Consider the following 25,891-nt stretch of genomic DNA (forward strand, 5'->3'; position numbering starts at 1 on the left):
GGAAACGCCAATGAAGGGCGGCGCGCTGGCTGGCGCGCCGCCCTTTTTTATGCGGTCCGCTTCGCCTTGCTGAGCGGCCAATAGGCGTATCCACCCTCGACCGGGAAGCCCAGATCGATGCGCGGATTGCGCGCGATCACATAGCTCAGAGTAATGATGCCCAGGACTGGCAAGTCCGTCAGGAGCTTCTTTTCGATCTCCTTAACGATTGCCGTCCTCTCGTCGAAATCGGGCTCGTCCTGTGCGGTTGCCAGAAGATCATCGATGCCCGGCATGGCAACGCCATAGTGGTTGAAATTGCCCTGCCCCGTGCCATCGGCTTTCACCTCCGCACCAGCAGAGACCTGCTGCAGGAAGACGTTGAGCGGAACCGGGCCATAGCTCGAGGAATTGAGCGGCATGGCATTCTTGTCCTGCCGGTTCTCGGCGTGGAAAGCGGTGTGGTCGATGATATCCAGAGCCAGATTGATGCCGACCGCCCGCAATTGCTCCTGAATCATGAGCATGATTGCGGCATAGTCCTCGCGCTGGCTGGTATAGCACGAGATATCCACGCCGTTGGGGAAGCCAGCCTCGGCAAGCAGCGCCTTGGCCTTTTCCGGATCGTAATTGTACTGCAGTTCAGGGGGCAGCTCGTCCTTGGTGACCGAACCTTCGAATTCGGAGGCGATGATGCCCACCATTGGCTTGGCCAGCGGGCCATAGGCAGCCGCCAGGCCATCATTGTCTATGGCATAGCGAATAGCCTGACGAACGCGGATGTCCTGCAGCGGTTCACGGGTGAGATTGAGGTGCAGCATGTTGAAGCTGCCCGGCACGGTGGCATCGAAAATGGTCTCTGCCAAGCGCTGTTGCATCGACGGAATCCAGCCAGGCGAGCGAACGCCTTCGATCATGTCGACCTGCCCCGAAGCAAAGGCAAGGGTGCGGGCAGTGGTATCGGCAATGAACGACACGATCAGCTTGGGCGTTGCGGGTTGTTCGCCGAAGTGCTCGGGGAAAGCCACCAGCGTTATGCCCGTTGTCTCGTTGACGCTTTCAACCTGATAGGATCCAGTGCCAACCGGGTCGAGATTGAAGCCCTCGCCCTTTTCCTCGAAAGCCTTTTTGCTCAGGATGGACGCCGGCAGGGTCGAAATAACCGAGCCATTAAACAGCGGGTCGGGCCGCTTGAGGGTAAAGACAACGGTATAAGTATCGGGCGCCTCTACGCTTTCGATGTTGTTGAAGTTCACCTTGCCGCCGGTCACAAGGTCGGGATCGAGATGGCGACCAATGGTGAATGCGACATCCTCGGAGGTCATCTCTCCGTAGCCCTTGTGAAACTGCACCCCCTGACGCAGCTTGTACGTCCAGGTCTTTGCGTCTGCCGAGCTTTCCCAGCTTTCGGCTAGGCTGGGTTCAAAATCCTCGGGGCGCACGCCAAACTTGCCGTCGGGGTTGCGCGCAAGGGTGTTGAAGATCTGATAGATCGCCCAATTATCACCACCGGTCAGCCCGGTCTGCTGGGGATTGACGCCCGTGGGCGCCCGCGCGGCCAGGGCGATGGTCAGCACCTCCTCCTGGGCAAAAGCTGCCGGCATATGCATGCCAATACCGGCGGCGGCGCTGGCGGCCCCGGCGTTGATCAGAAATCGTCTTCTCGACAGAGCCATAAGGTTTCTCCTCCCTTGATGTGGCTTTAAGCGGAGACTGGAATGCGTCTCCGGTTCAATTCCTCGGCGTCAAATTGCGCACCCAGACCCGGCGCGGTAGGCAGGTGGAAAAGCCCGTCTCTTGGTTCAGACGGGTTAGTGAAGACACTCCCGGCTCGTTCCCAGCCATCTGCCAGTTCGACTGGCTTATTGAGATGCATGATGGTGGAGAGCACGTGCAGGTTGGCCAGATGGCCCAGGGACGGCTGGGTCTGGTGCGGCACCAGATCGACGCCATGGGCATAGGCAATTGCGGCGCATTGCATGATGCCGGTGATGCCGCCCATCTTGACGATATCGGGCTGCACCATGCGCACACCGGCGTTGATCAGGTCCTTGAGGCCTTGCAGCGTATAGGTCTGCTCACCTGCCGATACGGTGATGTCGAGGCGCTGGGCAACCTCGCCCATGGCCGAGATATGGTAGTGCTGCACCGGCTCCTCAAACCATGTGTAGCCGAGGTCCTCGAGCGCCCGGCCGACCCGCATGGCGCCGCCGACCGAATAGCCATTATTGGCATCAAATCCGAGGACAAAATCGTCGCCCAACGCCTTGCGAACAGCCTTGGCCTTGGCGATGTCGCCGGGAATGTCGACATCGAGCTTGGTCCGGTCGCCATCCCAACGTATCTTGACAGCAGCCGGCTTTTCCTTGGCGACGCGGCGCTCCACGATCTCCACGACCTGATCGACCGTACGCCAGGCATTGCCGCCCACCGAAGCATAGCAGGTGAGGCTCGTCCGCCAGGCACCGCCCAGCAGCTTGTAGATTGGCTGTCCAAACACCTTCCCCTTGATATCCCAAAGGGCGATGTCGAGTGCCGCTAGCGCTCCGGTGGTCGCGCCTTCGGGCCCGAGCTTGATGCATTTGTGGTACAGCGTATCGATCAGCACGGCATGATCGAGCGCGTCCTTGCCGACAAGAAACGGCGCCATTTCGTGCGCGATAATGGTGAGCGAGGCCAGCCCGCCGGCCATGGGCGAAGCTTCACCCATGCCGAACTGACCATCCTCGGTTTCGATCCTCACGAATGCTGAGCGGTTGTTGGGCTTAGCCTCGTCGAAGGCCAACTGAAACGTTTCGACTTTAGTGATCTTCACTGCACGTCCTCCCTCGTGCCGTGACAGCCGGACTACCAGCTCACGGCGATATATTTGGTCTCACAAAACTCCATGATGCCGTGGTGAGCACCTTCGCGGCCCAGACCACTTTGCTTGACGCCACCAAACGGGGCCGCAGGATCGGACACCAGACCTCGGTTCAATCCGACCATGCCCGCCTCGAGCCGTTCGGTTACACGCATGCCGCGCCCGACATCGCGGGTGTAGACATAGGCTATCAGGCCATATTCGGTGTCATTGGCGGCGCTGACCGCGTCATCCTCGCTGGCAAAGGTGGTAATCGCCGCGACAGGGCCGAAGATTTCTTCCCGCGTAATGCTGGCACTGGCGGGAACGTCGGTGATGACGGTGGGTGGAAAATAGAAGCCTGCGCCACCGGTAGCCTTTCCGCCGGCCAGCACCGAGGCACCCTGCCCCACGGCATCGTCGACGAGCCCACCAATCCGATCGACGGCCGCCTGATTGATCAGTGGGCCGCATTGCGTCTTGGCGTCATAGCCAACACCGAGCTTGAGCGCCTCCATGCGCTCGACCAACCCCCTGGAGAAGGCTTCGGCAATGCCCTTTTGTACATAGAAGCGATTGGCAGCCGTGCAGGCTTCGCCGCCATTGCGCATCTTGGCGATCATCGCGCCGTCAAGTGCAGCATCGAGATCGGCGTCGTCAAAGACGATAAAGGGTGCATTGCCACCCAATTCCATCGAGCAGGAAATGATCGTGTCGGCGGCTTCGCGCAGCAGCTTGCGCCCCACTTCGGTCGAGCCGGTGAACGAGAGCTTGCGCACGCGAGGGTCATGCAGCATGGCGCTGACGGTGGCACCGGACCGCGACGTGGTCAGCACATTGACCACGCCGGCAGGCACGCCTGCCTCACGATAGATATCGGCCAAGACGAAGGCCGTGAGCGGGGTTTCCGTCGCCGGCTTGAGCACGACGGTGCAGCCTGCAGCCAAAGCCGGCGCGATCTTGCGGGTTGCCATGGCGGCCGGGAAATTCCACGGCGTCACCAGGACGGCAATGCCGATCGGCTGGTGTTCGACCACGATCTTGTTGGTGCCGCTTGGAGCAGTATAGATATCGCCATTGAGACGCACCGCTTCCTCGGAGAACCAGCGGAAGAATTCGGCGGCGTAGGTGACCTCGCCGCGCGCGTCGCCCAGTGACTTGCCGTTTTCGAGACTGATCAGTTCGGCCAGCATGTCGCGGCGTTCGATCATCAGTTTAAAGCAGCGGCGCAGGATTTCTCCGCGCTCGCGTGGTGCCGCACCAGCCCAGCCGGGCGCGGCCTTTTGGGCGGCCGTGACTGCCGCCATGGCGTCCTCGACGGTCGCATCCGCCACCGCCGTGATGACCTCGCCCGTCGACGGATCGATAACATCAATGCGCTGGCCCGTAGCGCCGGGGCGCCACCGGCCGTCGATCCATAAGTCGGACGGCAACTGGCTGGGGTCGAAGCTCAGACCGGAAAACGATGCGTGCTGGTTCATGGACTAGTCCTGGACTGAATGGCGAAGCGCGGCGCGGTCGCCGCTGTAGGCCGCGTTGACGAGCAGGGCCATGCTCGCGGGGTCGAGCAGGCGCGGATTGTTCTTGACGAGGCGCGTCGCCCCCAAAGCTGCCTCGGCAGTCCAGGCGAGCTTGTCTTCGGTTACGCCCAGATCGCGCAGGGTCGCCGGTATGCCGACAGACGCAAAGAGAGAGACAATGGCCTCGATTGCCGAGGCAGCCTTTCCGGCACAATCGCTGGCGCCGACAAGGCCCATGGCGTCGGCGATCTCAGCCATTTCCTCCCGGGCGTGGCTGGCGTTGAATTCCATGACATAGGGGATCATGACAGCAACGCCCGCGCCATGGGCCGTATGGGTCAGGGCACCTACGGGATATTGTACGGCATGGGCAGCGGCTGTTCCGGCAGCGCCAAAGGCCAGTCCGGCCAGGGTTGCACCCATCATCAGATCATGGCGCGCCGCATGGTTGGCGCCGTCGTCATAGGCAGGCTTCAGGCTGGCTGAGATCAGCCTTATGGCTTCTAGCGCGTAATGATCGGAGAATGCATTCTTGCCGACGAAAACATGCTCGTGGACAGTGGTTTCGTCGACGCTGCGGCGCAAGGTCGTGAAGGCTTCGATCGCATGGGTCAGTGCATCTGCGCCGGAAACTGCCGTCAGGCCCGGAGGGCAGCTATAGGTGAGTTCCGGGTCGCAGATGGCCGTGTGTGGAATGAGATGCGGACTGGCAATGCCGACCTTGACCGCACGATCAGGGTCGGAGACCACGGCGACGGGGGTGACTTCCGAACCCGTGCCGGCCGTGGTGGGGATGGCGATCAGCGGCAGGATCGGCCCTGGAACCTTGAACTCGCCATAATAGTCGGCCGGCGTGCCGCCATGGGTCAGCAGCAGCGCAATGACCTTGGCGGCATCGAGGCAGGAACCGCCCCCGATGCCGATGACCACTTCGGCGCGAAAGGCCCTGCCATGTTCGAGACCATCGAGAATGCTGGCCGCCGGCAGTTCGGCGACAGTGCCCGAATAGACTTCGTTGGTAATGCCAGCCGCCGTCAATCCCTCTATCAGTTCAGCAAACTGCGGATCGGCGGCCAGCCGCTCATCGGTGACGATCAGCGCGCGCTTGCCCAGTTGTGCGACATAGCCAGCAAGGGCGTGGCGCTGTCCCGCGCCGAAAACCAGGTTACGCGGCAGGCGCGAGACGGCAAAGAGAGGGGTCATGACATGGCCTGCTGTGGTTGAAGGGCCGGCGCCTGCGCCATGGCCTGGAGGCGATCCCAAACGGCGTCGGCGATGGGCACGCCGTCTTTGAGGCGCTGTATGCGATTGGCGCGGCCGCGTTCCCCGGGGATGAGCACGGCGTCGAAACCCTGCGCCGGCTCGGCTGAGCGTATGATGTCGAGATAGGCGGAAAGGCCCGCAATGCTGGGACCGTCGATAACAATGAACAGATCGCCCTTGTTGGCCAGATGGGTGGCATCGAGTGTGCCATGCACATCGGTGCCAAGCGCGGCGCCCGATAGCGCACTAACCAGGAGCTCGAACGCCAGGCCCAGTGCATAACCCTTGGCCGCACCAAAAGGCGCTATGGCGCCAGACTTCGCCGCATGGGCGTCCTTCGTGGGATTACCCCGCGCGTCAAGCGCCCAATCGGCCGGGATCGGCACGTTGCGATTGGCGTGATCGTGGATTTCGCCCATCGACACACGGCTGGTGGCAGTGTCCATGACAAAAGGATCGGCCTCCCCGGTCGGCACGCCAATGGCAATTGGATTGGTACCCACCAAAGCTTGCCGCCCGCCCCAGGGATGAACCAGTGCTTCGCTGGTCGACAGCACAATGGCGGCCTGCCCCGATCTGGCGATCCGCTCGGCATACCAGGCGAGCATGCCAATGTGCTGTGCATTGGCGATAGCGGCCATGGCAATGCCGGTCTGCTTGGCACGAGCTTGGATTGCCGTGAGTGCGGCATCGGCCACGACCGGGCCCAGACCATTCCGACCATCAACACGGAGAAACCCACTTCCCTGCCAGGTGTGCTCGCCACTTACCTGCGGATCAGCCAAGTCAGCCGAAATTCTTTCGACCAGGCGCTCAAGGCGGAGCAGGCCATGCGATGGCACGCCGCGCAGATCGGCTTCCAGCCAAAGATCCACTTGCATCCGGGCATGGGGAGCCGGGACCCCGGCCGCGTGGAGTACATATTCCGCTGTCTGACGCAATTCCTCGACAGGAACAGTGGGCACGATATCAAATCCGATCGGATATCTGATTGAGCAAGACAGACTATGGTGCTACCACGTGGGGAGCGTCAATAGCCAATCCGGAACGGCGGAGAAATGGACTCAAGCGACAGCCAGGCGCCAACGCCTCTCAAGCGCCCGACGCGGCTGGGCGACGAGGTTTACAATGCCATCTATGCGCAGTTGATGACGCGCCAGATCGCCCCGGGGGGACGCATCTCGGTCGACCGCCTGGTGCGTACCTTGGGCGTCTCGCAAACGCCGATCCGGGAGGCCCTTTCGCGGCTTGAAGCGCAGGGGTTGGTCGTTAAAGCCCATCTCATCGGCTATAGTGCTGCCAACCAGATGGACAGCGCGCGTCTCGACCAGCTTTATGAACTGCGCCTTCTGCTTGAGCCTTTCGCCGCTGGGCGCGCGGCCTCCTTATTGACCGATGATGGCCGGGCAAATTTGATCAGGCTGGCCGCCGAGATGCAGGCAGGCGATACGGGGCCAGAGGCATACGGACGGTTCGCCCGGCTGGACAGCGAATTTCATGATGTGATTGCCCATGCGAGCGGCAATGAACTTGTGCAGGAAACGCTGGCAAGCCTGCACACCCATGTCCATTTGTTCCGCCTGTTCTACCATGCGAGAGTAACCAGCGACGCGATAGCCGAACATGAAAATATCATTGCCGCGCTGGTCGCCCGTGATGCGCCGGCTGCCGAAGACGCTATGCGAGCTCACATCCAGCGCTCGCGCGACCGCTTCATGAAGGCTTTTGCTTCGTAATGAAGCCCTCATTGCTCGAATAGGTTTGCGCTTTCGCGAACTCGGTCAATGCAATCGAAAGCCAGGAAGCAGCAACAGGTGTAAGTGCTATCGGATGTTTGAGAGCGCCAATCACCCCAAAGTTTGGAGCTATTCGAGAATCAAAACGGTGACTTGAGGCCGCTCCGACTAGGACGTTGAATGGCTGCTTTTGAGGGATCGGCATTGTGGAGGTAAACGGCCGGAATGGGGTCGAACGCGGACCGACCTGCCCTCTCGCCAAGCCCTGGTCTCTTCTTTTAGCTTTGATGTTACCGATCGCTGGTCTCTATTCAGTCATTCGGATCGCTCACTAAATATCGCTGCCAAGTGTCATTTGATTTTTCTGCGGCTCGCCCAGGCGAAAAACAAATTCCACGAACTTGGCTCTCATCCAGGTCTGCATTGCGTTTGCCCGTTTCGGCGCCAGGAGGCCGAATTGACAGGAATGCTGCACACCCTCAATCTCGACCACATTGATAGAGATTAGGTGGAATTGCCTCCACCGCCGATGTGATGGAGATCGAATTGAGCCTGACCACCCTCACCCGCCGTGGGTTCCTGGGCGCTTCCGCCGCCACCCTGGCGCTGGCCACCCTGCCCGGCCGCGCCTTCGCGCAGGAGGCGAAGCCGGAAAAAATCCGCTTCTATGCTAATCCGGCCGATTACGGCCAACCCTATACGACCGGCATTCTGGGCCTCGCGCATACGCTGGGCTATCTCGAAGACGAATTCAAGGCGGACGGCATCGCGCTCGAATTCACCTATCCAGCGGGCAGCGGCCCGGCCGTCAACGAGGCCATCGCCAATGGCCAGGCCGATTTTGGGCGCTATGGCGGCTTCCCCAATATCACGGGCAAGGCACGCGGCTTGCCGACCAAACTGCTAGCCTCAGTGGGCGCGGCCCATTCCTATCTCGTGGTCAACAACAATATCACGGCAAGCAGCGTGGCCGAGCTCAAGGGCCTGCGCGTCGCCATCGGCCGCGGCACGGCGCCCCATCTGGCCTTCGTGCGCGTGCTGGAAGAACATGGCCTGACCGAGGCCGATGTCGAGCTGTTCGATCTCGAGGGTGGCGATGAGCTGACCGCCGTCGCCTCGGGCGCCGTCGATATTGGCTGGGGCGGGTCGGGCTATCTGCAGCTCGTCAACGATGGCAATGTCAAGCTGGTCTATACCAATCGCGACACACTCAATGCCTCGCGCAATTTCGGCGGCTTCCTCGTCACCGAGGACTTTGCCGCCACCTATCCGCAGGCGACGCAGCGCGTGGTCAATGCCTATGTGAAGGCCGCCCATTTCGCCGCTCAGCCCGAGAATTTCGCTGCGGTGCTGGAGGCCTATGCCAAGGCCGGCGAGGATATCGACACGCTGCGCAAGGTCTATGACGGGCTCAGCTTCGCCGAGGAACTCTCGCCCATTATCGATGACTATGTGCGCGCCCAGTACCAAGGCGGCATCGACTATACCAAGGCCAATGAGCTGATCCGCGGCGACGTCGATCTCGATAGCTGGATCGACAGCAGCTTTATCGACAAGGCCATCGCCGATCTCGGTTTTGCCGACACCTGGACAAAGCACAAGGCGGACGGCAGCCCGGCCTGATCCCGCCAGCCTCTCTCACCGGGCCCGGTGAACCCAGACAGCGTCACCGGAAAGGACGTCCATGTCGAGTGAAACCTTGAGCACCAATCCCGCCTATGCGCGGGCCGGCGGCGGCCTGTTCACGCAACCGCACTTTCCGGGCGGTCGTGTGGTGCAGGCCACCCTCCCCTTTCTGCTGCCCCTCGCCATCGCCCTGCTCTGGCTTGGCGCCACGCAGTTTGGCTGGGTGTCCGAGCTGATCCTGCCGCCGCCCAGCCTGGTCTGGTCGAGCGCGGTGGAGCTGTTTTCCAGCGGACAGATCTTTAGTGAAGTCGGCGTCAGCCTCAGCCGCATCGCCTGGGGCCTGTTCATCGGCGGGACACTGGGCGTGGTGCTCGGCATCTTGATGGCCCGATCGCCGACCGTCGAGGCCTATATCGGCCCCACGATCCGCATCATTTGGCTCGTTCCGGCTCTGGGCTGGCTGCCCTTCCTGATGCTGTTTCTCGGCGTCGGCGAGACTCTGAAATTCGTGATGATCGCCAAGACCTGCTTCATGCCGCTGCTGGTCACCAGCTATGAGGGCACGCGGGCCCTGCCGCAGCGCTATCTAGAAGTCGCTAAGGTGCTGGAACTGCCGCGGCTGACCACTTTGTTCAAGGTCATCATCCCGTCCATACTGCCATCGCTGTTTGCCGGGTTACGCCTTGCCCTCAGCAAGGGCTGGCAGGCGCTGGTCGTGGTCGAGCTGATCGCCTCGTCCTCGGGCATCGGCTACCTGATGAACTGGGGCCGCAAGCTATTCTATCTCGACGTGGTCATCGTCACCATGATCGTCATCGGCATTGTCGGCTGGCTCATCGACTTCGCCATGGTGCGGATCGAAAGCCGGCTGACCGCCTGGCAGACACGGTCGCTGAGCTGATCATGGGCACACGCACCGCTTCACGCCCCGATCTGCGCGGCCTTGCGCTCCCGGCTCTGCTTGCGCTTAGCTGGTGGCTGGTCTCGGCCAATGGCTGGGGCAATGGCTATATCTTCATCACCTATGAGCGCATCTGGGCGAGCTTTGCCCTGATGGCCGGCGACGGCTCGCTGCTGCGCGCTTTTTTCGGCACGCTGGGACGCATGGTGGCGGGCTTTGCCATCGGCGCCGGATGCGGGCTCGCCCTGGGCCTGCTGACCGGCCTCAACCAGACCGCCGGCCGCGTCGTCAGCCCGACTTTCCACGCCATCCGCCAGATCGCGGTTTTCGCCTGGATGCCGCTGCTCACCGCCTGGCTGGGCATTGGCGGGCAGACCATCATCGCGCTGGTCGCCCTTGCCGCCTTCTATCCAACGGTCATCAATGTCGAGGCCGGATGCCGCAACGTGCCCGTGCCCTATCTCGAAGTGGGGGGGGCGCTCGAACTCAGCCGCCGCCAGATGATCACCCGCATCATCCTGCCGGCCGCCGCGCCGGCCATCTTTTCAGGCCTCGAACTGGCTTTGGCCACGGCGTGGCTTTCCACCATCGGCGCCGAATATTTCGTCTCGGCCGGCGACGGGCTAGGGATCATCCTCTCCGCCTCGCGCATGCGCGGCTCCATGGATGGGGTGATCATCGGCATTGTCGCCATCGGCCTGGTCGGCTTCGCCATCAACCGCGCGCTCGCCTATTTCTCGCGCCGCGCCTTTTCATGGCGGGCTCCGCAATCGTGATGTCCAGATCAAAGGATAGAGTTGATCTCGTTGCGGACGTGCTGGTCATCGGCGGCGGCCCGGCCGGCTGCTGGGCCGCACTCTCTGCCCTCGAGGCCGGTGCCAAAGTCGTGCTGGCGGAAAAGGGCTATGTCGGCACATCCGGCGCGACGGCGGCGGGCAATTCGTCGATCATCTATACAGCTCCCGCCAGCCAGGGCCGCGCAAAAGCCATCGCGGCACGAGAAAGCCGTGGCCTTGGCCTGGTCGATGGCTCGGCGGTCGATCGCGTGCTTGATGAAGTCTATTTCCAGCTCGATCGCCTGGCCGTGTGGGGCTACGGCTTTCCAACCATTGAGGACGGTTCGTCCTATCGCGGTTCGATGCGCGGCGTGGATTATCTGCGCTTCCTGCGCCAAAAGCTGATCAAGGGCGGCGCCACCATTCTCGATCAGAGCCCGGCAACCGAATTGCTCAGCAGCGACGGCATTGTCTCGGGTGCCCGCGGCGTCCGTCGTATCGATGGCGCGCCCTGGCAGGTGCGGGCGGGCGCCGTGGTCATCGCCTCGGGTGGCTGCGCCTTCCTCAGCGGCGCCATCGGCACGCGGAATCTTACCGGCGATGGCTATCTGATGGCTGCCGAGGTCGGCGCCCGCATGTCGGGCATGGATTTTTCCGGCCAGTATGGCATCTGCCCCGTCGGCGCCTCGGTCACCAAGGGCATTATCTATTACTGGGCGACCTTCAGCGACGAGACTGGCAATGTGATCGCGGCCAAAGGCGACCGGCAGGATATTGTCGCCAGCGGCCTTAGAAACGGCCGTGTCTATGCCATTCTCGACAAGGCCAATGAACGCGTGCAATCCGGCATGCGGGGCCAGGCCAATATCTTCATGCCCTTCGACCGGCAGGGCATTGATCCCTTCACCCAGCGCTTCGAGGTGAGCCTGCTCTATGAGGGCACGGTGCGCGGCACGGGCGGCCTTCTGATCGGAAACGATACGACAACCGACATTCCCGGCCTCTATGCAGCGGGCGATGCCGCCTCGCGCGAGTCCATGGCCGGCGCCACCAGCGGCGGGGGCGGTCCCAATTCGTCCTGGGCCCTCGCGACCGGCGTCTGGGCCGGCGCGGCGGCAACCCGATTTGCGCAGTCGCTGGGGCCAGCCCATGCTACGCGCCTTGTCGCGAGCGTCGCGACGAAAGGCAATGGACGCGGAAGCGACATCGCGGCGGTGCAGGCCGGCATTCAGCGGGAAATCCTGCCGCTGGACCGGAGCTTCTTCCGGACCGGGGCGCAGCTCGACGCTTCCGCCCAGGCGCTCGAAACCAGCTGGGCCGATGCCCTCGCCCATCAGGACGGCACGGATTACCCAAAAGCCCGCGAAACGCTTGCAATGGCGGCCACGGCCCGCTGGATGGTCGCCTCGTCCCGCCAGCGCAGCGAAAGCCGCGGCATTCATCGCCGCACCGATCTGAAGCAGACCGACCCAGCTCAGACCCATCGCATCGCTTCGGGCGGCCTCGACCGGGTCTGGGCGCAACCGCAAGCGGGCACCGAACAGAAGGCTGCGCAATGATCGAGATCGTCAGCGAAAGCCGCTGCATTCAGTGCAATCTCTGCGTCAAGGCCTGCCCGGACAATGTCTTCGACGAGGTCGCAGATGGCGCGCCGGTCATTGCCCGCAAGGGCGATTGCCAGACCTGTTTCCTCTGCGAACTCTATTGCCCGACCGATGCCCTCTTCGTGTCGCCACTGCGCGACCAGGATGATCCACGCGACGAAGCGGCGCTCATCGCCAGCGGCGAAATGGGCAGCTTTGCCCGCGCCATGGGCTGGAAGAATGCCAAGCCCCGCGGCACCCATACCGACCTGACCTACCGCATGTTCGAGGAGCGAGACTGATGGCAGCGCTGGCGACCGCATCACATCCGCAGACCGATGCCGCGCTTGAAGCGCGCAATGTGTCACGCATATTCCAGACCAATGCCGGCCCCTTGCCGGCCCTGCGCGACGTTTCGATCAGCATTGCCCCGGGCGAATTTGTCAGTCTCGTCGGCCCCTCCGGCTGCGGCAAGTCCACGCTACTGCGGCTCATTGCCGGCCTCGATTTTCCCGATGCCGGCAGCGTCCATGTCGATGGCGAATTGGTCACCGGTCCATCGCTGTCGCGCGGAATGCTTTTTCAGGACCACCGCCTACTGCCCTGGCTGACGGTCGGCCAGAATGTGGGCCTGGGCCTGCACAAGTCTAGCCTGAGCCCGGCGCAGAAACGCGAGCGAGTCGCGAGCCTGATCAACCTGGTGGGCCTGGAGGGTTTCGATACCGCCTTTCCCTATCAGCTCTCAGGCGGCATGTCGCAACGGGCGGCCATAGCCCGCAGCCTCGCGCCACGGCCAAAAGCCCTGCTGCTCGACGAGCCGCTCGGCGCGCTGGACAGCCTGACCCGCGCAAGGATGCAGGCCGAATTGCTGCGCATCTGGAAGCATGAGGGCATTACCATGCTGATGGTGACCCATGACGTGGAGGAAGCGGTGTTCCTGTCGGACCGGATCATCGTCATGCATCCGCGACCCGGCCGTATTGCCGATATCGTCACCCTCGACCTACCCAAGCCGCGCAGCCGCGGCGATGCCGAATTCGCCCGCATCAAGGCAGGCATCCTTGCCACCCTGAACGCGGACGAAAATTGTTCGGGTTGAGCCCAACCTGCGACGCTCTTTGCAAAACAGCCAAAGGGCTCAATAGTTGGAGGCCAATTAGCGATACTGCCGTTGGCGTCAATTCAGATTGCTAGATGACCGAAATAGGTCGGAATCCGCTGCCAATTTGCGGCCGCGGTCCAATCACTCGTCGGCTGCCTTCAGGCTTTCCTGATAGTTGAGTAGGTCAGCTGGATCCTCTGACTCCTCAACATCCATCGCGATTTGGAGGTAGCCGTCTATCTCGACTGCCGCACCAGTGAAGATGTGGAAGACCGTCCATTTATCTTGCTGCTCCTCTCGCGTGTCGTACCGAAGACGCACAGGAAGTGGGGCAATTTTCACGAAGCCTCTCCACGAAGTGGTTGCTTGGGCGACGTCAGCCGATTTGTGTTTCCTGAGCATATCACACCCACAGAACCTCGTATCGATTGTGTGGCAACTAATCGCCCCATGGCGACGCCACTGCCACCATGAGCGTATCCGGCCCGATCCGGACCGCGATCATATCCTTCTCGATGCTTTCGCCAAGCCTCACGCCAGCGTCGAAGCGCTCGGCTGCGATGTCGGTGAAGCCGTGGTCAATGAACATCTCGACCTTGACGTCGGGGAAGTCGTTCAGCCCAGCCGCCAGCTTAGGCCACAGCACCGTTTCAGCTGCTCGCTCGCTACAGGTGATCCGAACCAGCCCTGCTGGGCGGTCCCGCAGTTCGCCCATTGCCGAGAGTTCGGTCTCGATCTCTTCGAAGCGGGTTGCAACGGTTGAAAGAAGGCGTTCGCCTGCCTCGGTGGTGGACACGCTGCGCGTCGTCCGGGTCAGCAGCCTGTAGCCCAATCGCTCGTCTAGGGAACGCATTGTCTGGCTGAGGGCCGATGGCGAGACCCCGATCTCCGCGCCGGCCTTGGTGAAGCTGCGAACGCGGGCAATGACGGCGAAAGCTGCCAGGTCGCTGAAATCAGTCCGAGCGATTTTGAAGCACCCCTAACAAGCAGATGAAGATTATAGCGCCTAATATGAAGGGAGGTGCAGGACTATCTTTCCGTCACGACGACAATGTCACCCGAACGGAGAACGAGAATGACGGTCCCGAACATCACATTGAACAACGGCGTTTCGATGCCGACCATCGGCTTCGGTGTTTTCCAGACCCCGCCCGAGGAAACTACCTTGGCCGTTGCTGAGGCTCTGAAGGTTGGCTACCGGCATATCGATACAGCTGCCGCTTACGGAAACGAGCGCGGGGTTGGCGAGGCAATCCGGCAGGCCGGGATCGCACGGGGCGACCTCTTTATCGAGACCAAGATTTGGATCAGTGATTACGGCTACGACGAAACCCTGCACTCCTTCGACAAGAGCGCTGGCAAACTTGGCCTCGATCAGATCGACCTGCTGATCCTGCACCAGGCTCTGCCTACGGCCTTCGACCGCACCATCGCTGCCTATCGTGTCTTGGAGCGGCTGCTTGAGGAGCGGAAGGTGCGCGCGATCGGCATCAGCAACTTCATGCCCGACCACCTGCAGAACCTGCTCTCTGTGGTGAACGTCGTCCCTGCGGTCAACCAGGTCGAGGTCCATCCCTATTTCCAACAGAAGGACGTCCAGGCTGAAAATGCCAAGAACGGCATCCTCACCCAGGCTTGGGCGCCGATCGGCGGCATCACCTTCTACCGTCCTGGCTTCTCGAAGAGCACGCTCGAAGATCCGGTGATCCTCGATATCGGCAAGGCGCACGGGAAGTCTGCGGCACAGGTCATACTCCGCTGGGGTGTGCAGGAAGGCCGCTCGGTCATTCCCAAGTCGGTCAAGGCATCCCGAATTGCAGAGAATTTCGACATCTTCGATTTCGAGCTTGCGCCCGAGCAGATGATCGCCATCGCCGCTCTCGACACCAATGAGCGCGGCGGGCCCAAGCCCGAGGACGTCACGCTGGAGAAGTACGGTCGCGAGATCCCGGAAGCTTGAGATCATGAGCGGGAAACGGACACCAAGGAGGAACGGATGAAGAAGCGAATATTGGGCCGTAGCGGCCTCGAAGTGTCAGCCATAGGCCTGGGATGCATGGGGATGAGCGCCGCGTTCGGCCCGGCGATGGATCGAGGAGAGGCAATCAATCTAATCCGCGCAGCGGTTGATCGGGGCGAGACTTTTTTCGACACCGCGGAGGTCTATGGTCCTTACCAGAGCGAGGAACTGGTCGGCGAAGCACTGAAGCCAGTTCGCGAGCAGGTGGTCATCGCGACGAAGTTCGGTTTCGACATCGAGGGCAGTCAAGGGTTCGCCCGTAGGCCGCTGAGCAAGCCGGAGCACATTCGCAAGGTGGTCGAAGGCTCCCTCAAGCGGCTGCAGACCGACTACATTGACCTATACTATCAGCATAGGGTCGATCCCGACACACCGATGGAAGACGTCGCTGGCGCCATCAAAGACGTGGTCCAGCAGGGCAAGGTTCATCATTTCGGCATGTCCGAAGCCGGCGCCCAATCGATCCGTCGCGCCCATGCCGTCCACCCCGTCACGGCGCTGCAAAGCGAATACTCGCTTTGGTACCGAGAGCCGGAACGCGAGATCCTGCCGGTGTTAGAGGAACTGGGGATTGGTTTCGTGCCATTTGCTCCGCTGGGCAAGGGCTACCTCACCGGCACTGTCAGTCCAGAGAAGGACTTCGGCACCGACGATTTCCGGTCCAAGCAACCACGGTTCTCAGCCGAGAACCGGCAGGCCAACCAAGTCTTCGTCGATGTGCTGAAGAAGACGGCGCAAGCCAAGGGCGCGACACCAGGCCAGGTGGCGTTGGCTTGGCTCCTTGCCCAGAAGCCGTGGATCGTGCCGATCCCCGGAACGACGAAGCTGCATAGGGTCGAGGAAAATCTGGCTGCAGCAGATCTCGTCCTCGATCACGATGACCTGGCAAGGATTGCGTCCGCGTTGCAAGGCGTCGAGATGGCGGGAGATCGATACCCGCCCGAGAACAAGGCTATGGCTGGTCGCTGAGCGCACCTGACCACTACAGAAGTCGGGCGGCATGCGTGCCGTCCGACCACGAGGAGCCGACAATGAAGCTTTCCAGGAGAAACCTCGTCATGGGTGCGCTAGCCATCAGTACGGGAGCATCCTCTGGCGCGCGTGGCCAGAGTGCGAGCGAGACCCTCGTTGCCTACCTAACACGGTCGGGCAATACCCGTGTAATCGCTGGCCAGATCAGCCGTGATCTCGGTGCCGACCTGTTTGAGATCAGGGCTTTTCAGCCATATCCCGCTGATTACGAGGAGATGGTCGCGCAAGCCGAGCGAGAGCGCGTGGAACGTTATGAGCCGCCGCTTGCCGAGTTGGTCAACGACATCGCAGCATATCGCACTGTGTTTTTGGGTTTCCCGATCTGGGGCATGACCGCACCTTCTGTCATGCGGTCCTTCCTCTCGAACCATGACCTGAGGGGCAAACGCATCATTCCCTTCATCACCCATGGTGGCTACGGGGTGGGCAACAGTCTCGACGTCGTAAGAGCTCATGCGCCTGAAGCAGAAGTGTTGGAGGGATTTTCGCTCGAATGAGATCAGGAGCGGCGAACAATTGAAACGGTCAGGGCATGGCTAACTGACGCTGGAGATATATAGAAATTGGAGATGGCGCAGCGTCCGCTTCCAGGCGACGATCGGGCGGCGTCGAACGGTTGAAACGCGGTCGATCGCTGCCGTCATCACGGTGGGAGTGGCACCGGACTAGCAGACTTTGGCGCAAGACGACGACCTGAGACATAAAGTCCAACGCCGAGTTGGAAGGGCCGGATAGTGCAGAGATACACCCTGAAAGTCCTCGTCAATCCATTGGGGCCGTTCGTTCCAGGGCGGCATTGATGGCCTCCGCAAGACATTGAGCCTGATCTTCGTCCACCGGACCAAACAAGCGGCGGCCGTAGCGAATGACAAAGCGCGTGGAAACGAACGGGGCATGCGAGGTATGCCCGGATGGATAGGTTGCGTAGTTGGACTGCCGTTGTTTCCAGGCCTCGGCCTGTTGTCCTGTCCTGCGGGGGAGGTGTTTGGCAGGGCGCAGCGTCCAAGGTGAAAATCGGACATGAATGCCACTCGCATCGATGCGCAAGCGGCGTGGCAGCACCATGGAGAGTTCAAATATCGCGACGACCAAGAACACGGTGGCGAATGGCGGTAGCAGGACGAAGCCAACTATGTCCTCGCGTGCACCTAGGCCCGTGAGTGACCTCGTGATGAGGATGACCAAAATCACCACTATGAAAATGGCAACTATGCCTAATCCCACGGACAGCCCCAACGATCGTGATGCCATTCGTCCCGGGCCTCGGCGGTTCTGCTGCACGATCTCAACCGAAGCTGGCTTCTCGACGACACCCATGCAGTCCAACTCCTCTTCATCGTCCGTTTGAATAGGTGGAGGCATTTGCCTGCAGAGATCTATGCCCGGGGTTGCAGCGCAATCCACAATCGCTTCATATTCCGCTCCCGGTCGAGACGCGTTAGCGCCCACTGTGTCCATGTGACGAGTTGCGTAGGGCCCGACCTTGGTCAGCCGGGCAGATTTCGTCCATCTCAGTCGCAGGCCGGACGTTCGGCACGTGCGGAAAACGGCCTGGGCCCCGGAACAGAAACGGTGTCCTCAGCCGCCAAGGGCTCGGCTGCGACGAGATTGACAACGACGGTGCAATACTCGGTTGCGATCAGATAATGTGGCCCTTGGTACGACACTGAAGCGATGACCTCACCGGTGCCCGCCAGCGCCAATGCACCCGCGTCAAGCACAGCATGCAATTCGGCGGTGCGCTGGCCCCAGGGTGGTAGGGCCGCATGGGCATTGCTTGGAATCATCGAAGCGATGACGAGGCCAGACAAGACCCACAAAGGTCGGCGGCTCGTTCTTGCGTCCAACGAATACCGCATCGTTGATCCTTCCTTTCTTTCATCTTTCAACGATCAGACGAATGTCCAAGAGCTCACCTTGGCGGAACCTCGCGAATTGCTGCGATATTGTCTGCCCAATGACGTCTGCTTTGCGGAATGGTCTCAACCGGTCGAGATGGCTGCCATGGGGTCGGGAGACTGGCGAAAAATCGGGGTTATCAGAGGATGAAACGCTGCAGATAGCTTCTGCGGCCTTCGCGCACCACCACGAAGACTGCGGTTTCGTCATGCGACCACGCGACACTGCCACTGCCATTGCGGCCCGTCTGGAGCGAGCCGACGGGTCTTCCATCGCGACCATCCCAGACTGAGACAATGGTGCTGAAGTCGTCGGGGCGTCTTAGCAAGGCGACATAATGCGAGCTGGGGGAAACGGTCAGCCAACTGCTGGCGGAACGGTGACGCGGTTCGAGTACGGCAACGAGATTGCCACCCAGATCCTGCAGCACCAGACGCCCGTCATCATCTTCCGTGACCACTTTCTGGCCGCTGTCGGTAAATTGCGCGCTGTAATGAAATTCTGGACCGGGTTCGGCCTCGCCCGGAAATGTTCGCGGATAAAGATCATGCTCGGGACCGAGCGTCTCGATCAGGTCGCCATTGACGACATCGATGACCGCAAATGCGTCGTCATTCTCCAGGCAATCAAATCGGCTGGAGCAGCCGACTGCCGCACGCTGGCCATCGGCGGAGAAGACCAGACTGGTCAGGCCATTCTGGATTCGCAACGGGTAGCGTCCCTTTTCCTGCCCAGTCATTGGGTCGAGCCGAATGAGCCCCGGCCGATAGCCATCGACCGTCCGGACCTCGCCAATCAGGCTAACCATGCCGTCTGCACCGGCTGATGACATAGTAGCGTGCGTCAGGGGCGCGAAATCGATCAATTCCACGGTATGGGTACAGCCAGACAGGCCGAGCAGACGATCAAGCGGCCGGCAGGTGCCCAGGGACCACCAGGTCACCCAGCCAAGGCCGGACAGCACAACTAGCATCAGGATTGCCGGGAGCAGGTATTTCTTCATGGCCGGGCCTCCACGCCATAGCGGCGCAATTGCGTCGCGGCCCCGGGCACAACCCCGACCGACGTTGCGACGAAGACAGCTTCGCCGTCGCTCTGCCAGGCGAGCGCCGGCGACAGGTCGGTGTCGATCTCATGCCGGACGAGGAGTGCACCGGTTTCGACATTCCAGATTTGAAGGATGGCGCGCGGCAGGCCCTCGCCGGCAAAGCGGCGCGACAGGGTGGCGAGGCGGGCGCCATCCGGCGACAAAGTCGACTGCAGCCGATTGAAGGGAACGTAATGTTCCGGCAGGTCAAGCATTTGGTCAGCACCAGCCAACTGAATATGGTCGGTTGCATCGATGGTCGCATTGGCTGAGAGGGGTACAGGCCGCGTTCCGCTTATACGGGCACCATCGTCAGAGGCAAAGGCCATGGGGCCGGCCACGATCGCTTGTCCGTCCTGAGTGAAAGCCAGGTCAAAGGCCCGGCCTTCCGAATTGGGCCGGGCGTCGTCGGAGGGGACACTGGCATGCCAGGCGATGGAGCCGTCGCGGTTCAGCAAGGCGAACTGCGTGGGGTAACGGGCGTCACTTCGCTCGGTGGATGACAGTAGATCGCAGACATAGATGGTGTTGCAGGTCACCGCGATCGTATCTCCGTCCGGCGAGAGCTGCATCTGGTCGAGCCGGCCAAAGGAAGGGAAGGACACCCGCTCGACCTCGCGGCCCTCGAGCCAGTCGATGCGGACGATATTGGACGTCACACGATAGTCGCGCGATCCCGGCCTTTCCGAATATTCGCTGCCGAGCACGACCAGATATCCATCGCCATCGCGCGCCAGCGTGCTGCCCAGCGTTGAGACGCCGGCGATGATGCGGCTGCCGGTGCAGCCGCTTAACGACAGCGCCGTGTCGATGAAACCGCATTCGCGCGTGCCCGAATGGGCCAGGGTTGCGAGACCGACCAAGGCTACCGCACCGGTCAACAGGACGATCCACCGCCGCTTCATTGTCTGCTCCGCGCTCCGTGTCGGAAAGTGTTCTCCACCATGAGACGCCTGGCGCAGGCAGGACCTTGGTCAGATAAGGCACGAAGATGTTGGCAGGGCATGGACCAAGGTCCGGCACCTACCAGTCGTCCAATCTTCAAAGATGGAGATTTTTGATGAAGGCTTTTGCAGTTCTGTCATTTGTTGCCGCCGCCACCAGTATGGCCGTGGCGCAGGATCAGGTCCTGGTCGATCCCGATTTCGGCCTGACCTTCGAGATGCCCGATGGTTTCGAGGCGAGAATGGTCGGTCAGACGCCCGAAGGCGCTGTGGTGATCGGCGTGGGCACGAGCAACCCTGCTTTGCCCCCGCTCGAGCCTGGCGGCGATGTCTGCGAGGTCAGCTATCACTATGATCCGGCCTATGGCCGGGGCGACCAGCAGTGGGTCAACAGCCTCTTCGACAATACGGACGCCTACGAGCGCATGGCGGTGGAGGTGGAAGTTCCCGGGACGATCGAGGGTGGCGAGGATTTTACCCATCGCGGCTCCTCCTCGCATCGCGTTCACGGGCAGCATGATCTGGCTGGCGCCTTCAGCGTGACCACCATACCCAGCCCCATGGGTTATGTGATGTTGAACTGCGTCAGTTCGGCCGCAGAGGTCGACTGGTCCGACATCGATCCGGTCATCGCCGGCATCACCGCGCCGGGACAGCCCAGAGATCATCTGATTGCGGCTGGCAGCTGCGATGCCGATACGGATGCGCTGGCCAGGCTGGTTGGCCCCGGTCCGCTCGATGCCACGACGATTGCGACGCTGGATGGCGGGCGTGAGGCGATTGCCGACAGCTGCGGGGGGCTGCATGCCGATGCGCTGATGGACGAGGTCATGGCCGCGGCCGGGCATGACGGCACCTATCGCGACCTGCGCTATGACGCGCTAGCCCAGATTGGTTCGGACCTGCTGACGGACGAGCAGCATGTTGCACTCGATGGCGGGCGCGACCAGATGGTGGTCGGCAATGATGAGGCGACCGGCGATCGCTATGTGAAGTACATGCACTTCATCGTCGGCCTGCGGAGCCTCGACTGATGCGTGCGCTCGCGGCCCTGGCTGCTGTCTCCCTGATGCTGTCGTCCATCTCGGCGCAGGCCGACGCCGTGGCTGATCTGGCCGGCTCGACCTATCGCGGCACGGCGACGGTCGAAGCCGTGTCGCAGCCCGACGGCGTCATGCTTCACCGGGCCAGCGGGAATGCCGAGATCACGCTTTCGCTGGATGAACAGGGCCTCTTGCTGTTTACCGGCGAGGCCATGATTGACGGGCAGAGCGCCATGCGTTTCGACCACGCGCTCAGCGCGCAGAATGATGGTTTCTGGCGGACGGATGACGACGAGGCGGCGATGGAAATTTCACCGCAAGGCGAGATTTCGATGCAGGCCATGAGTAATGGCTTCATCATCACCGCTGCCGGCAACGTGGACGCCGCCAGCCTCCAATTGCATCTGCGCACCAATGGGCATGCGGTGGAGCCCGATTTCGTCTTTGTCTTCGACCTCGTGCCGCAGGATGGGGCGAAGCCGGACCGGGTCGGGAAATGCGACCATGTGGTGTGGCAGCCCCGCAGCATGGCCAATCCCTTCGGCAGCACTATGTCCAGCGTGATGGTCCCCGTCTGCATTCCTGCGCCGAGACATTAGCCCCTCCCATCAAGGCCGCAGTTTTCCCGCGCCTTACCGGCGTGGTGACGACCGGCAGATCCATCCCTTTCAGAAAGTATTGCCATGTCCCGCTTTTCCAAACCGCTGATTGTTCTCGCCTTGGCGATCCTGCCCTTCTTCCTCTTCCTCGGCACGACGGACAGCGTGCGGGTCAATGGCGAACTCGTTTCGGACAACCGCTTCAACCTGGGTGGCCTGGTCATGGCCGTGATCGGGCTGGGCATGGTCTTTGGCATGCTGCGTCCCTCGGCGCCGAGGGACGGGCTGCGCAAGGCACTGGCCGCCTTGGCCGGCCTGCTCTGCCTCGTCCAGGTCGCCAATTCCGTGGACATCATCCGCATCGATCCGCTCGACTGGATCATGCCGGACCGCAACCTGCCCGAACTTCAATATTCGGGCCTGGCCGACAACGACTATATCTATCTGACCGTGAAGACACCCGATACCTATCGCCGCGCGCTGACCCGCGAAAAGGGCGACATGGTCGGCGAAGCGCGGATTCATCAGGCCTATGTCGATCTCTGCCATGGCGGCCGCTATCGGGTCGATCTGACGCGCGCCACGCAGATACCGGACTACTTCGATGCCGCGGAACAGACCGCTATCGAAGAGCGTGCCACCACCATGCTGGGCGCCACGGAGATTGAATGTACGCTCTCGCGTTCCAACCGGCTGATGGGCGCTGGCTCCGACCAGCTCAACCGGAGCATGGACCTCTATGACCGGCTGGAGGCTGAGTATCTGGCGCTGGCTAACTGACGTTATCAGCGCCGGCGTGGCCGCTACCAGGGGCGGCCACCCTGCCCCGCTGGCGACAACTCGATCCGGTCCACGAGCCAGCGGCCGGGGCGGGTCTGGACGAGATGCAGGGTGATCCCGTCGTCGATCGTGGCGACGGCGCCCGCCTTGCTTTTGGTCATGGTGACTTCGGCATCCTGCCGGATTTTAAAGGGCAGAACGCCGGTGATCTCGGCCTGATACAGGACGTCATCGAAGAAGACGGCAAAGTCGAGGGTCTGCTCGGTCATGAATGGCCCATCCAGCGTATGCACGGCCGCCGCACCCACAGTCCCCGGTGAGCGTGGGAACAAGAGCTTTACGCCCTCCCGGCTCATCATGGCCGATTGAAACCCGGTCTTCGCATCGAAGGTGAGGAGATGGGCGGCGGCGAAATAGTCGGATTTCGAATAGGCCGCCACGAAAGCACTAGCCGTTGCCTCCGGATGCGACACATCCATGGCTTCCAGCAGGGTGCGCGGGGCGCCGCTATCGGATTGGGCCATGGCCGGCGTGGTGGCCAGTGTCAGGGAGAGCAGCAGCGCGGACAGTGTTCGCATGGCGCTCACCAGATGTCCCGGTCGATCAGGACGATTGGATCAGCCTCACCATTGAAGGTGGCATCGACGGCAAAATAGGTGATCTCGAACTTGCCCTGTTTGAAGCCCCAGCGGGTCTCGGTATAGGCATCGCCCAGTCCGCGCCACTTGTTGCGCTCCGACATGGTGCGGCTGGACGAGTCATAGCTGGGATTGACCACTTCGCGCAGATAGGGCGTCTCGTAGATCACGATATCCCTGACCGTCTGGTCCTCGCCTTCGCCGTCATAGGCGACATCGAATTTCGGCGACGGAAAAACGATCTCCGACACCGTGCCGTGCTGGTCCGACAGGAGATAGACCGAGGTCACGCTATAGGCGCCGATCTGGCAGGGAAATTCGACGATCAGCGCCTGGCGGGCGGCCGTTTCCTCGCCAACCTGTAGTTCAAAACTGGCCGGTTCCGTTTGCGACGGGTCAAGCTCCATGCAGAGCTCCGGCCGGTTGGCCATGTGATGGTCCAGCGCTTTTGCCACGGCGTCGGCCTGCCAGTAACCCTCCTGGGCGGCACTGGGCAGGGTCAGCAGGGCGGCGCTGGCGGCAAGGATCAGACTGTTGCGCATGACACTCTCCATTTGCGTTCACCAATAGGACGCCCAAGGGCGCGACAACCTTGGCCGCGATAAAGTGCCGGGCCGGACCAAGGTCTCCGCGTGCAGGTTCGTCAGATCAACAGAGAGGCACCGCGCCTCGTTCGAGGAGATCACCCATGTTTCGTCAGACCATTGCCGCCACGGCCCTCTTGACCCTGTTCTCGCTCTCGCCCGCCTTGGCGCAGGAGGCGACGGATTATCTTGGCGTGCCTGGCCCCATCACGGTCGGTGGCACCGAATATGTGCTGGCCTGGTCGTCCAATCCGCAGGCCGGTTATTTCAAGCAGGAATATCTGCCCGAGGGCGCCGACCCGCAGAGCTATGACAGCATGGTCATGGTCGAGTTTCTCGCCACCGACATGCCGCTGAATGCTGTGGTTTCGGCGCAGGTCGACATGGTCAATGCACGCAAGGGGACCGATCCGGTCGCCAATTCGGCCGTCTTCCAGAACGACGAGAGCGGCGAACTCGTGCTCGATTTCCTGCTGTCGGCCAAGGACGAGAATGGCAAATTCATCCTGGAATGGAATGGCTATCGCTATGCGGAGGCCTCTTTCGAGGGCGAGCGCGGTTCGCTCCTCTTTGCCATCAGCGAACGCTCCTATGGCAATGCCGAAGCGGAAGCCTTCCTAGGCGGTCTGCGCGACTTCAAGGCGCAGCGCACGCTGGAGCTCACCCAGGCCGAGATGCCCGAGCTCGAATAGCGCGCCCAATCCACCCCCATCCCAAGAGGACAATCCATGACGACCGGACTTCGCCACGCCGCGGCCCTCGCCGCCCTCATCGCCTGCGCCACCCCAGCCCATGCCGGCTGGGAGACAACGCATTGGGACATGCCGCTGGAAGAGGCGGTAGCCGCGCTCGATGGCGCGGAGAGAAACACGCCCGCCGTCACCGAGATGGTGGTCTATGACGGCGTCACCTATGCACCCCTGCTCAAGCAGGCCCGTGCCGTCGAAGGACTCGATGGCGAGGTGACCTTTCTGTTCGATGCCGATGCGACACTGCAATTCGTGACCTTCAGCCCCAGCGACGCCGTGGAATGCGACCGGCTGGTCGATGCGCTGACCGAGCGTCATGGCGCCACCGATGCGACGGGCTTCGGCTCGACTGCCATCTACAACTGGGTCGAGGGCGAAGACATCATCCGCCTCACCAGTTCCCTCGAGGCCGCCATCTGCAACCTGTCCTACGGCCCGGCCTAGCGCCTGGCCTTGGGGTCGAGGGGAATGCCCTCGGCCTCGAGAAAGGCGATGATCCCATTGCGGGCCGCCAGCGCGCCGGGATGCAGCAGGTCGGGATCGCTGCTGAAAATGGCCGACTGAAAGGTCGCGCCGCCCCGGTCGCTGGCCAGAGGATCGGCCCCGAACTGCAGGAATTGCAGCACATGGTCGAAGTCGTTGATCCGTGCCGCCAGTTGCAGCGGCGTGACGCCATTGCGATCGGCGAAATCCAGCGTCGCGCCATGCTCGAGCAGGAAGCGCACATTGTCCGGCCGCCGCGCCATCAGCGCGTTGAAGATCGGGCTGCGCGCCATCCGGCCATCGGCGGCATCGACATCGCCACCCACCTCGACCAGCAGGCGCAGATAGCTGTCATTCTGATATTGCGCGGCCAGATGCATGGCCGTACCGCCATGCCAGCCCGGTGCAGCCGGATCGGCGCCCAGGCGCAGCAGGGTGCGCAAGGCCGAGCGGCCCTCCCGCATGATTTCCCATTCGGCAAGGCTCATGCCGTCCGTGCCACGGGCATTGGGGTCGGCGCCGGCGCCGACCAGTTCCTCCATGCGGCTGGTGTCGCCGGACAGCATGGCCTCGGCCAGAGCGATGGTCTGCGGATCGGCAAAATACTCTTCTGGATCAACCTGGCGACCGTTGGCGGTCAGCATGCCTACAACGATCACCATGAGCAGGATGGCCAGAAAGATGGTCCCAATCCGCTTCATCCGG

27 protein-coding genes and 1 pseudogene are annotated in these 25,891 nt (G+C 61.9%); 15 read left to right on the plus strand and 13 right to left on the minus strand.

Annotation, left to right across the window (positions count from 1 at the left end):
- Nucleotides 1-47: 47 nt before the first annotated feature.
- Genes P0Y65_14505 through P0Y65_14525 form a run of 5 tightly spaced genes read right to left on the minus strand, consistent with a single transcriptional unit; the run spans nucleotide 48 to nucleotide 6,569 of the window.
- The gene (locus tag P0Y65_14505) at nucleotides 48-1,655 is read right to left on the minus strand and encodes an ABC transporter substrate-binding protein (GenBank protein ID WEK03399.1); all 1,608 of its coding nucleotides are present in this window, start codon (nucleotides 1,653-1,655) and stop codon (nucleotides 48-50) included.
- 26 nt (nucleotides 1,656-1,681) lie between these two features.
- The gene (locus P0Y65_14510; protein ID WEK03400.1) at nucleotides 1,682-2,794 is read right to left on the minus strand and encodes a mandelate racemase/muconate lactonizing enzyme family protein; all 1,113 of its coding nucleotides are present in this window, start codon (nucleotides 2,792-2,794) and stop codon (nucleotides 1,682-1,684) included.
- A 32-nt stretch (nucleotides 2,795-2,826) separates the two neighbouring features.
- Entirely contained in the window at nucleotides 2,827-4,302 is a 1,476-nt protein-coding gene (locus P0Y65_14515) for an NAD-dependent succinate-semialdehyde dehydrogenase (protein WEK03401.1), read from the minus strand.
- Between the two features lie 3 nt (nucleotides 4,303-4,305).
- Nucleotides 4,306-5,544, minus strand: coding sequence for an iron-containing alcohol dehydrogenase (locus P0Y65_14520; protein WEK03402.1), 1,239 nt, complete (start codon nucleotides 5,542-5,544; stop codon nucleotides 4,306-4,308).
- The gene (locus P0Y65_14525; GenBank protein WEK03403.1) at nucleotides 5,541-6,569 is read right to left on the minus strand and encodes an Ldh family oxidoreductase; all 1,029 of its coding nucleotides are present in this window, start codon (nucleotides 6,567-6,569) and stop codon (nucleotides 5,541-5,543) included. Before P0Y65_14525 ends, P0Y65_14520 begins: the two co-directional genes overlap by 4 nt.
- A 93-nt stretch (nucleotides 6,570-6,662) precedes the next feature.
- On the opposite strand from P0Y65_14525, the gene P0Y65_14530 reads away from it, so the two are divergent.
- The 7 genes from P0Y65_14530 (at nucleotide 6,663) to P0Y65_14560 (ending at nucleotide 13,325) form a co-directional block, all read left to right on the plus strand.
- Nucleotides 6,663-7,340, plus strand: a complete 678-nt coding sequence (locus P0Y65_14530) for a GntR family transcriptional regulator (GenBank protein ID WEK03404.1) — start codon at nucleotides 6,663-6,665, stop codon at nucleotides 7,338-7,340.
- Nucleotides 7,341-7,886: 546 nt separating this feature from the next.
- Nucleotides 7,887-8,963: an ABC transporter substrate-binding protein gene (locus P0Y65_14535; protein ID WEK03405.1), complete on the plus strand. Its 1,077-nt coding sequence runs from the start codon at nucleotides 7,887-7,889 to the stop codon at nucleotides 8,961-8,963.
- Nucleotides 8,964-9,024: 61 nt separating this feature from the next.
- The gene (locus P0Y65_14540) at nucleotides 9,025-9,867 is read left to right on the plus strand and encodes an ABC transporter permease (protein ID WEK03406.1); all 843 of its coding nucleotides are present in this window, start codon (nucleotides 9,025-9,027) and stop codon (nucleotides 9,865-9,867) included.
- 2 nt (nucleotides 9,868-9,869) lie between these two features.
- Complete coding sequence (locus tag P0Y65_14545) at nucleotides 9,870-10,643, plus strand: ABC transporter permease (protein ID WEK03407.1); 774 nt, start codon at nucleotides 9,870-9,872, stop codon at nucleotides 10,641-10,643.
- Entirely contained in the window at nucleotides 10,643-12,202 is a 1,560-nt protein-coding gene (locus tag P0Y65_14550; GenBank protein WEK03408.1) for an FAD-binding protein, read from the plus strand. Before P0Y65_14545 ends, P0Y65_14550 begins: the two co-directional genes overlap by 1 nt.
- Entirely contained in the window at nucleotides 12,199-12,528 is a 330-nt protein-coding gene (locus P0Y65_14555; protein ID WEK03409.1) for a ferredoxin family protein, read from the plus strand. The genes P0Y65_14550 and P0Y65_14555 overlap by 4 nt, the downstream gene beginning before the upstream one ends.
- On the plus strand, nucleotides 12,528-13,325 hold the full coding sequence (locus P0Y65_14560; protein WEK03410.1) for an ABC transporter ATP-binding protein: 798 nt from the start codon (nucleotides 12,528-12,530) through the stop codon (nucleotides 13,323-13,325). The genes P0Y65_14555 and P0Y65_14560 overlap by 1 nt, the downstream gene beginning before the upstream one ends.
- Nucleotides 13,326-13,469: 144 nt before the next feature.
- Here P0Y65_14560 and P0Y65_14565 read toward each other — a convergent pair whose 3' ends face one another.
- Both P0Y65_14565 and P0Y65_14570 read right to left on the minus strand, forming a co-directional pair.
- Entirely contained in the window at nucleotides 13,470-13,670 is a 201-nt protein-coding gene (locus P0Y65_14565) for a hypothetical protein (GenBank protein WEK03411.1), read from the minus strand.
- Nucleotides 13,671-13,806: 136 nt separating this feature from the next.
- Nucleotides 13,807-14,295: pseudogene (locus P0Y65_14570) on the minus strand (LysR family transcriptional regulator).
- A 54-nt stretch (nucleotides 14,296-14,349) separates the two neighbouring features.
- Here P0Y65_14570 and P0Y65_14575 point away from each other — a divergent pair.
- From P0Y65_14575 to P0Y65_14585, 3 genes are all read left to right on the plus strand, one after another.
- A complete protein-coding gene (locus tag P0Y65_14575) occupies nucleotides 14,350-15,288 on the plus strand; it encodes an aldo/keto reductase (GenBank protein ID WEK03412.1) in 939 nt (312 codons plus the stop codon).
- A gap of 36 nt (nucleotides 15,289-15,324) precedes the next feature.
- Nucleotides 15,325-16,317, plus strand: a complete 993-nt coding sequence (locus P0Y65_14580; GenBank protein WEK03413.1) for an aldo/keto reductase — start codon at nucleotides 15,325-15,327, stop codon at nucleotides 16,315-16,317.
- A 62-nt stretch (nucleotides 16,318-16,379) separates the two neighbouring features.
- A complete protein-coding gene (locus P0Y65_14585) occupies nucleotides 16,380-16,877 on the plus strand; it encodes a flavodoxin (GenBank protein ID WEK03414.1) in 498 nt (165 codons plus the stop codon).
- 265 nt (nucleotides 16,878-17,142) lie between these two features.
- On the opposite strand, the gene P0Y65_14590 is transcribed toward P0Y65_14585, so the two are convergent.
- The 3 genes from P0Y65_14590 to P0Y65_14600 form a co-directional block, all read right to left on the minus strand.
- Nucleotides 17,143-17,697: a hypothetical protein gene (locus P0Y65_14590; GenBank protein WEK03415.1), complete on the minus strand. Its 555-nt coding sequence runs from the start codon at nucleotides 17,695-17,697 to the stop codon at nucleotides 17,143-17,145.
- 721 nt (nucleotides 17,698-18,418) lie between these two features.
- A complete protein-coding gene (locus P0Y65_14595) occupies nucleotides 18,419-19,282 on the minus strand; it encodes a hypothetical protein (protein WEK03416.1) in 864 nt (287 codons plus the stop codon).
- A complete protein-coding gene (locus tag P0Y65_14600; GenBank protein WEK03417.1) occupies nucleotides 19,279-20,271 on the minus strand; it encodes a hypothetical protein in 993 nt (330 codons plus the stop codon). The genes P0Y65_14595 and P0Y65_14600 overlap by 4 nt, the downstream gene beginning before the upstream one ends.
- 155 nt (nucleotides 20,272-20,426) lie before the next feature.
- Here P0Y65_14600 and P0Y65_14605 point away from each other — a divergent pair, with 155 nt between their 5' ends.
- From P0Y65_14605 to P0Y65_14615, 3 genes are all read left to right on the plus strand, one after another.
- The gene (locus P0Y65_14605) at nucleotides 20,427-21,344 is read left to right on the plus strand and encodes a hypothetical protein (GenBank protein WEK03418.1); all 918 of its coding nucleotides are present in this window, start codon (nucleotides 20,427-20,429) and stop codon (nucleotides 21,342-21,344) included.
- A complete protein-coding gene (locus tag P0Y65_14610) occupies nucleotides 21,344-21,952 on the plus strand; it encodes a hypothetical protein (protein WEK03419.1) in 609 nt (202 codons plus the stop codon). The genes P0Y65_14605 and P0Y65_14610 overlap by 1 nt, the downstream gene beginning before the upstream one ends.
- A gap of 84 nt (nucleotides 21,953-22,036) precedes the next feature.
- On the plus strand, nucleotides 22,037-22,732 hold the full coding sequence (locus tag P0Y65_14615) for a hypothetical protein (GenBank protein ID WEK03420.1): 696 nt from the start codon (nucleotides 22,037-22,039) through the stop codon (nucleotides 22,730-22,732).
- Between the two features lie 23 nt (nucleotides 22,733-22,755).
- On the opposite strand, the gene P0Y65_14620 is transcribed toward P0Y65_14615, so the two are convergent.
- Both P0Y65_14620 and P0Y65_14625 read right to left on the minus strand, forming a co-directional pair.
- Nucleotides 22,756-23,310, minus strand: coding sequence for a hypothetical protein (locus P0Y65_14620; protein ID WEK03421.1), 555 nt, complete (start codon nucleotides 23,308-23,310; stop codon nucleotides 22,756-22,758).
- A 5-nt stretch (nucleotides 23,311-23,315) separates the two neighbouring features.
- Nucleotides 23,316-23,912, minus strand: a complete 597-nt coding sequence (locus tag P0Y65_14625) for a hypothetical protein (protein WEK03422.1) — start codon at nucleotides 23,910-23,912, stop codon at nucleotides 23,316-23,318.
- Between the two features lie 146 nt (nucleotides 23,913-24,058).
- On the opposite strand from P0Y65_14625, the gene P0Y65_14630 reads away from it, so the two are divergent.
- On the plus strand, nucleotides 24,059-24,646 hold the full coding sequence (locus P0Y65_14630) for a hypothetical protein (GenBank protein WEK03423.1): 588 nt from the start codon (nucleotides 24,059-24,061) through the stop codon (nucleotides 24,644-24,646).
- Nucleotides 24,647-24,682: 36 nt separating this feature from the next.
- Nucleotides 24,683-25,147: a hypothetical protein gene (locus P0Y65_14635; protein ID WEK03424.1), complete on the plus strand. Its 465-nt coding sequence runs from the start codon at nucleotides 24,683-24,685 to the stop codon at nucleotides 25,145-25,147.
- Here P0Y65_14635 and P0Y65_14640 read toward each other — a convergent pair.
- Nucleotides 25,144-25,887 (minus strand): ankyrin repeat domain-containing protein, encoded by a 744-nt coding sequence (locus P0Y65_14640; protein WEK03425.1) that lies wholly within the window; start codon nucleotides 25,885-25,887, stop codon nucleotides 25,144-25,146. The two genes, P0Y65_14635 and P0Y65_14640, sit on opposite strands and share 4 nt — an antisense overlap.
- Nucleotides 25,888-25,891: the final 4 nt, after the last annotated feature.

Source organism: Candidatus Devosia phytovorans, assembly GCA_029202405.1.
GTDB lineage: Bacteria > Pseudomonadota > Alphaproteobacteria > Rhizobiales > Devosiaceae > Devosia > Devosia phytovorans.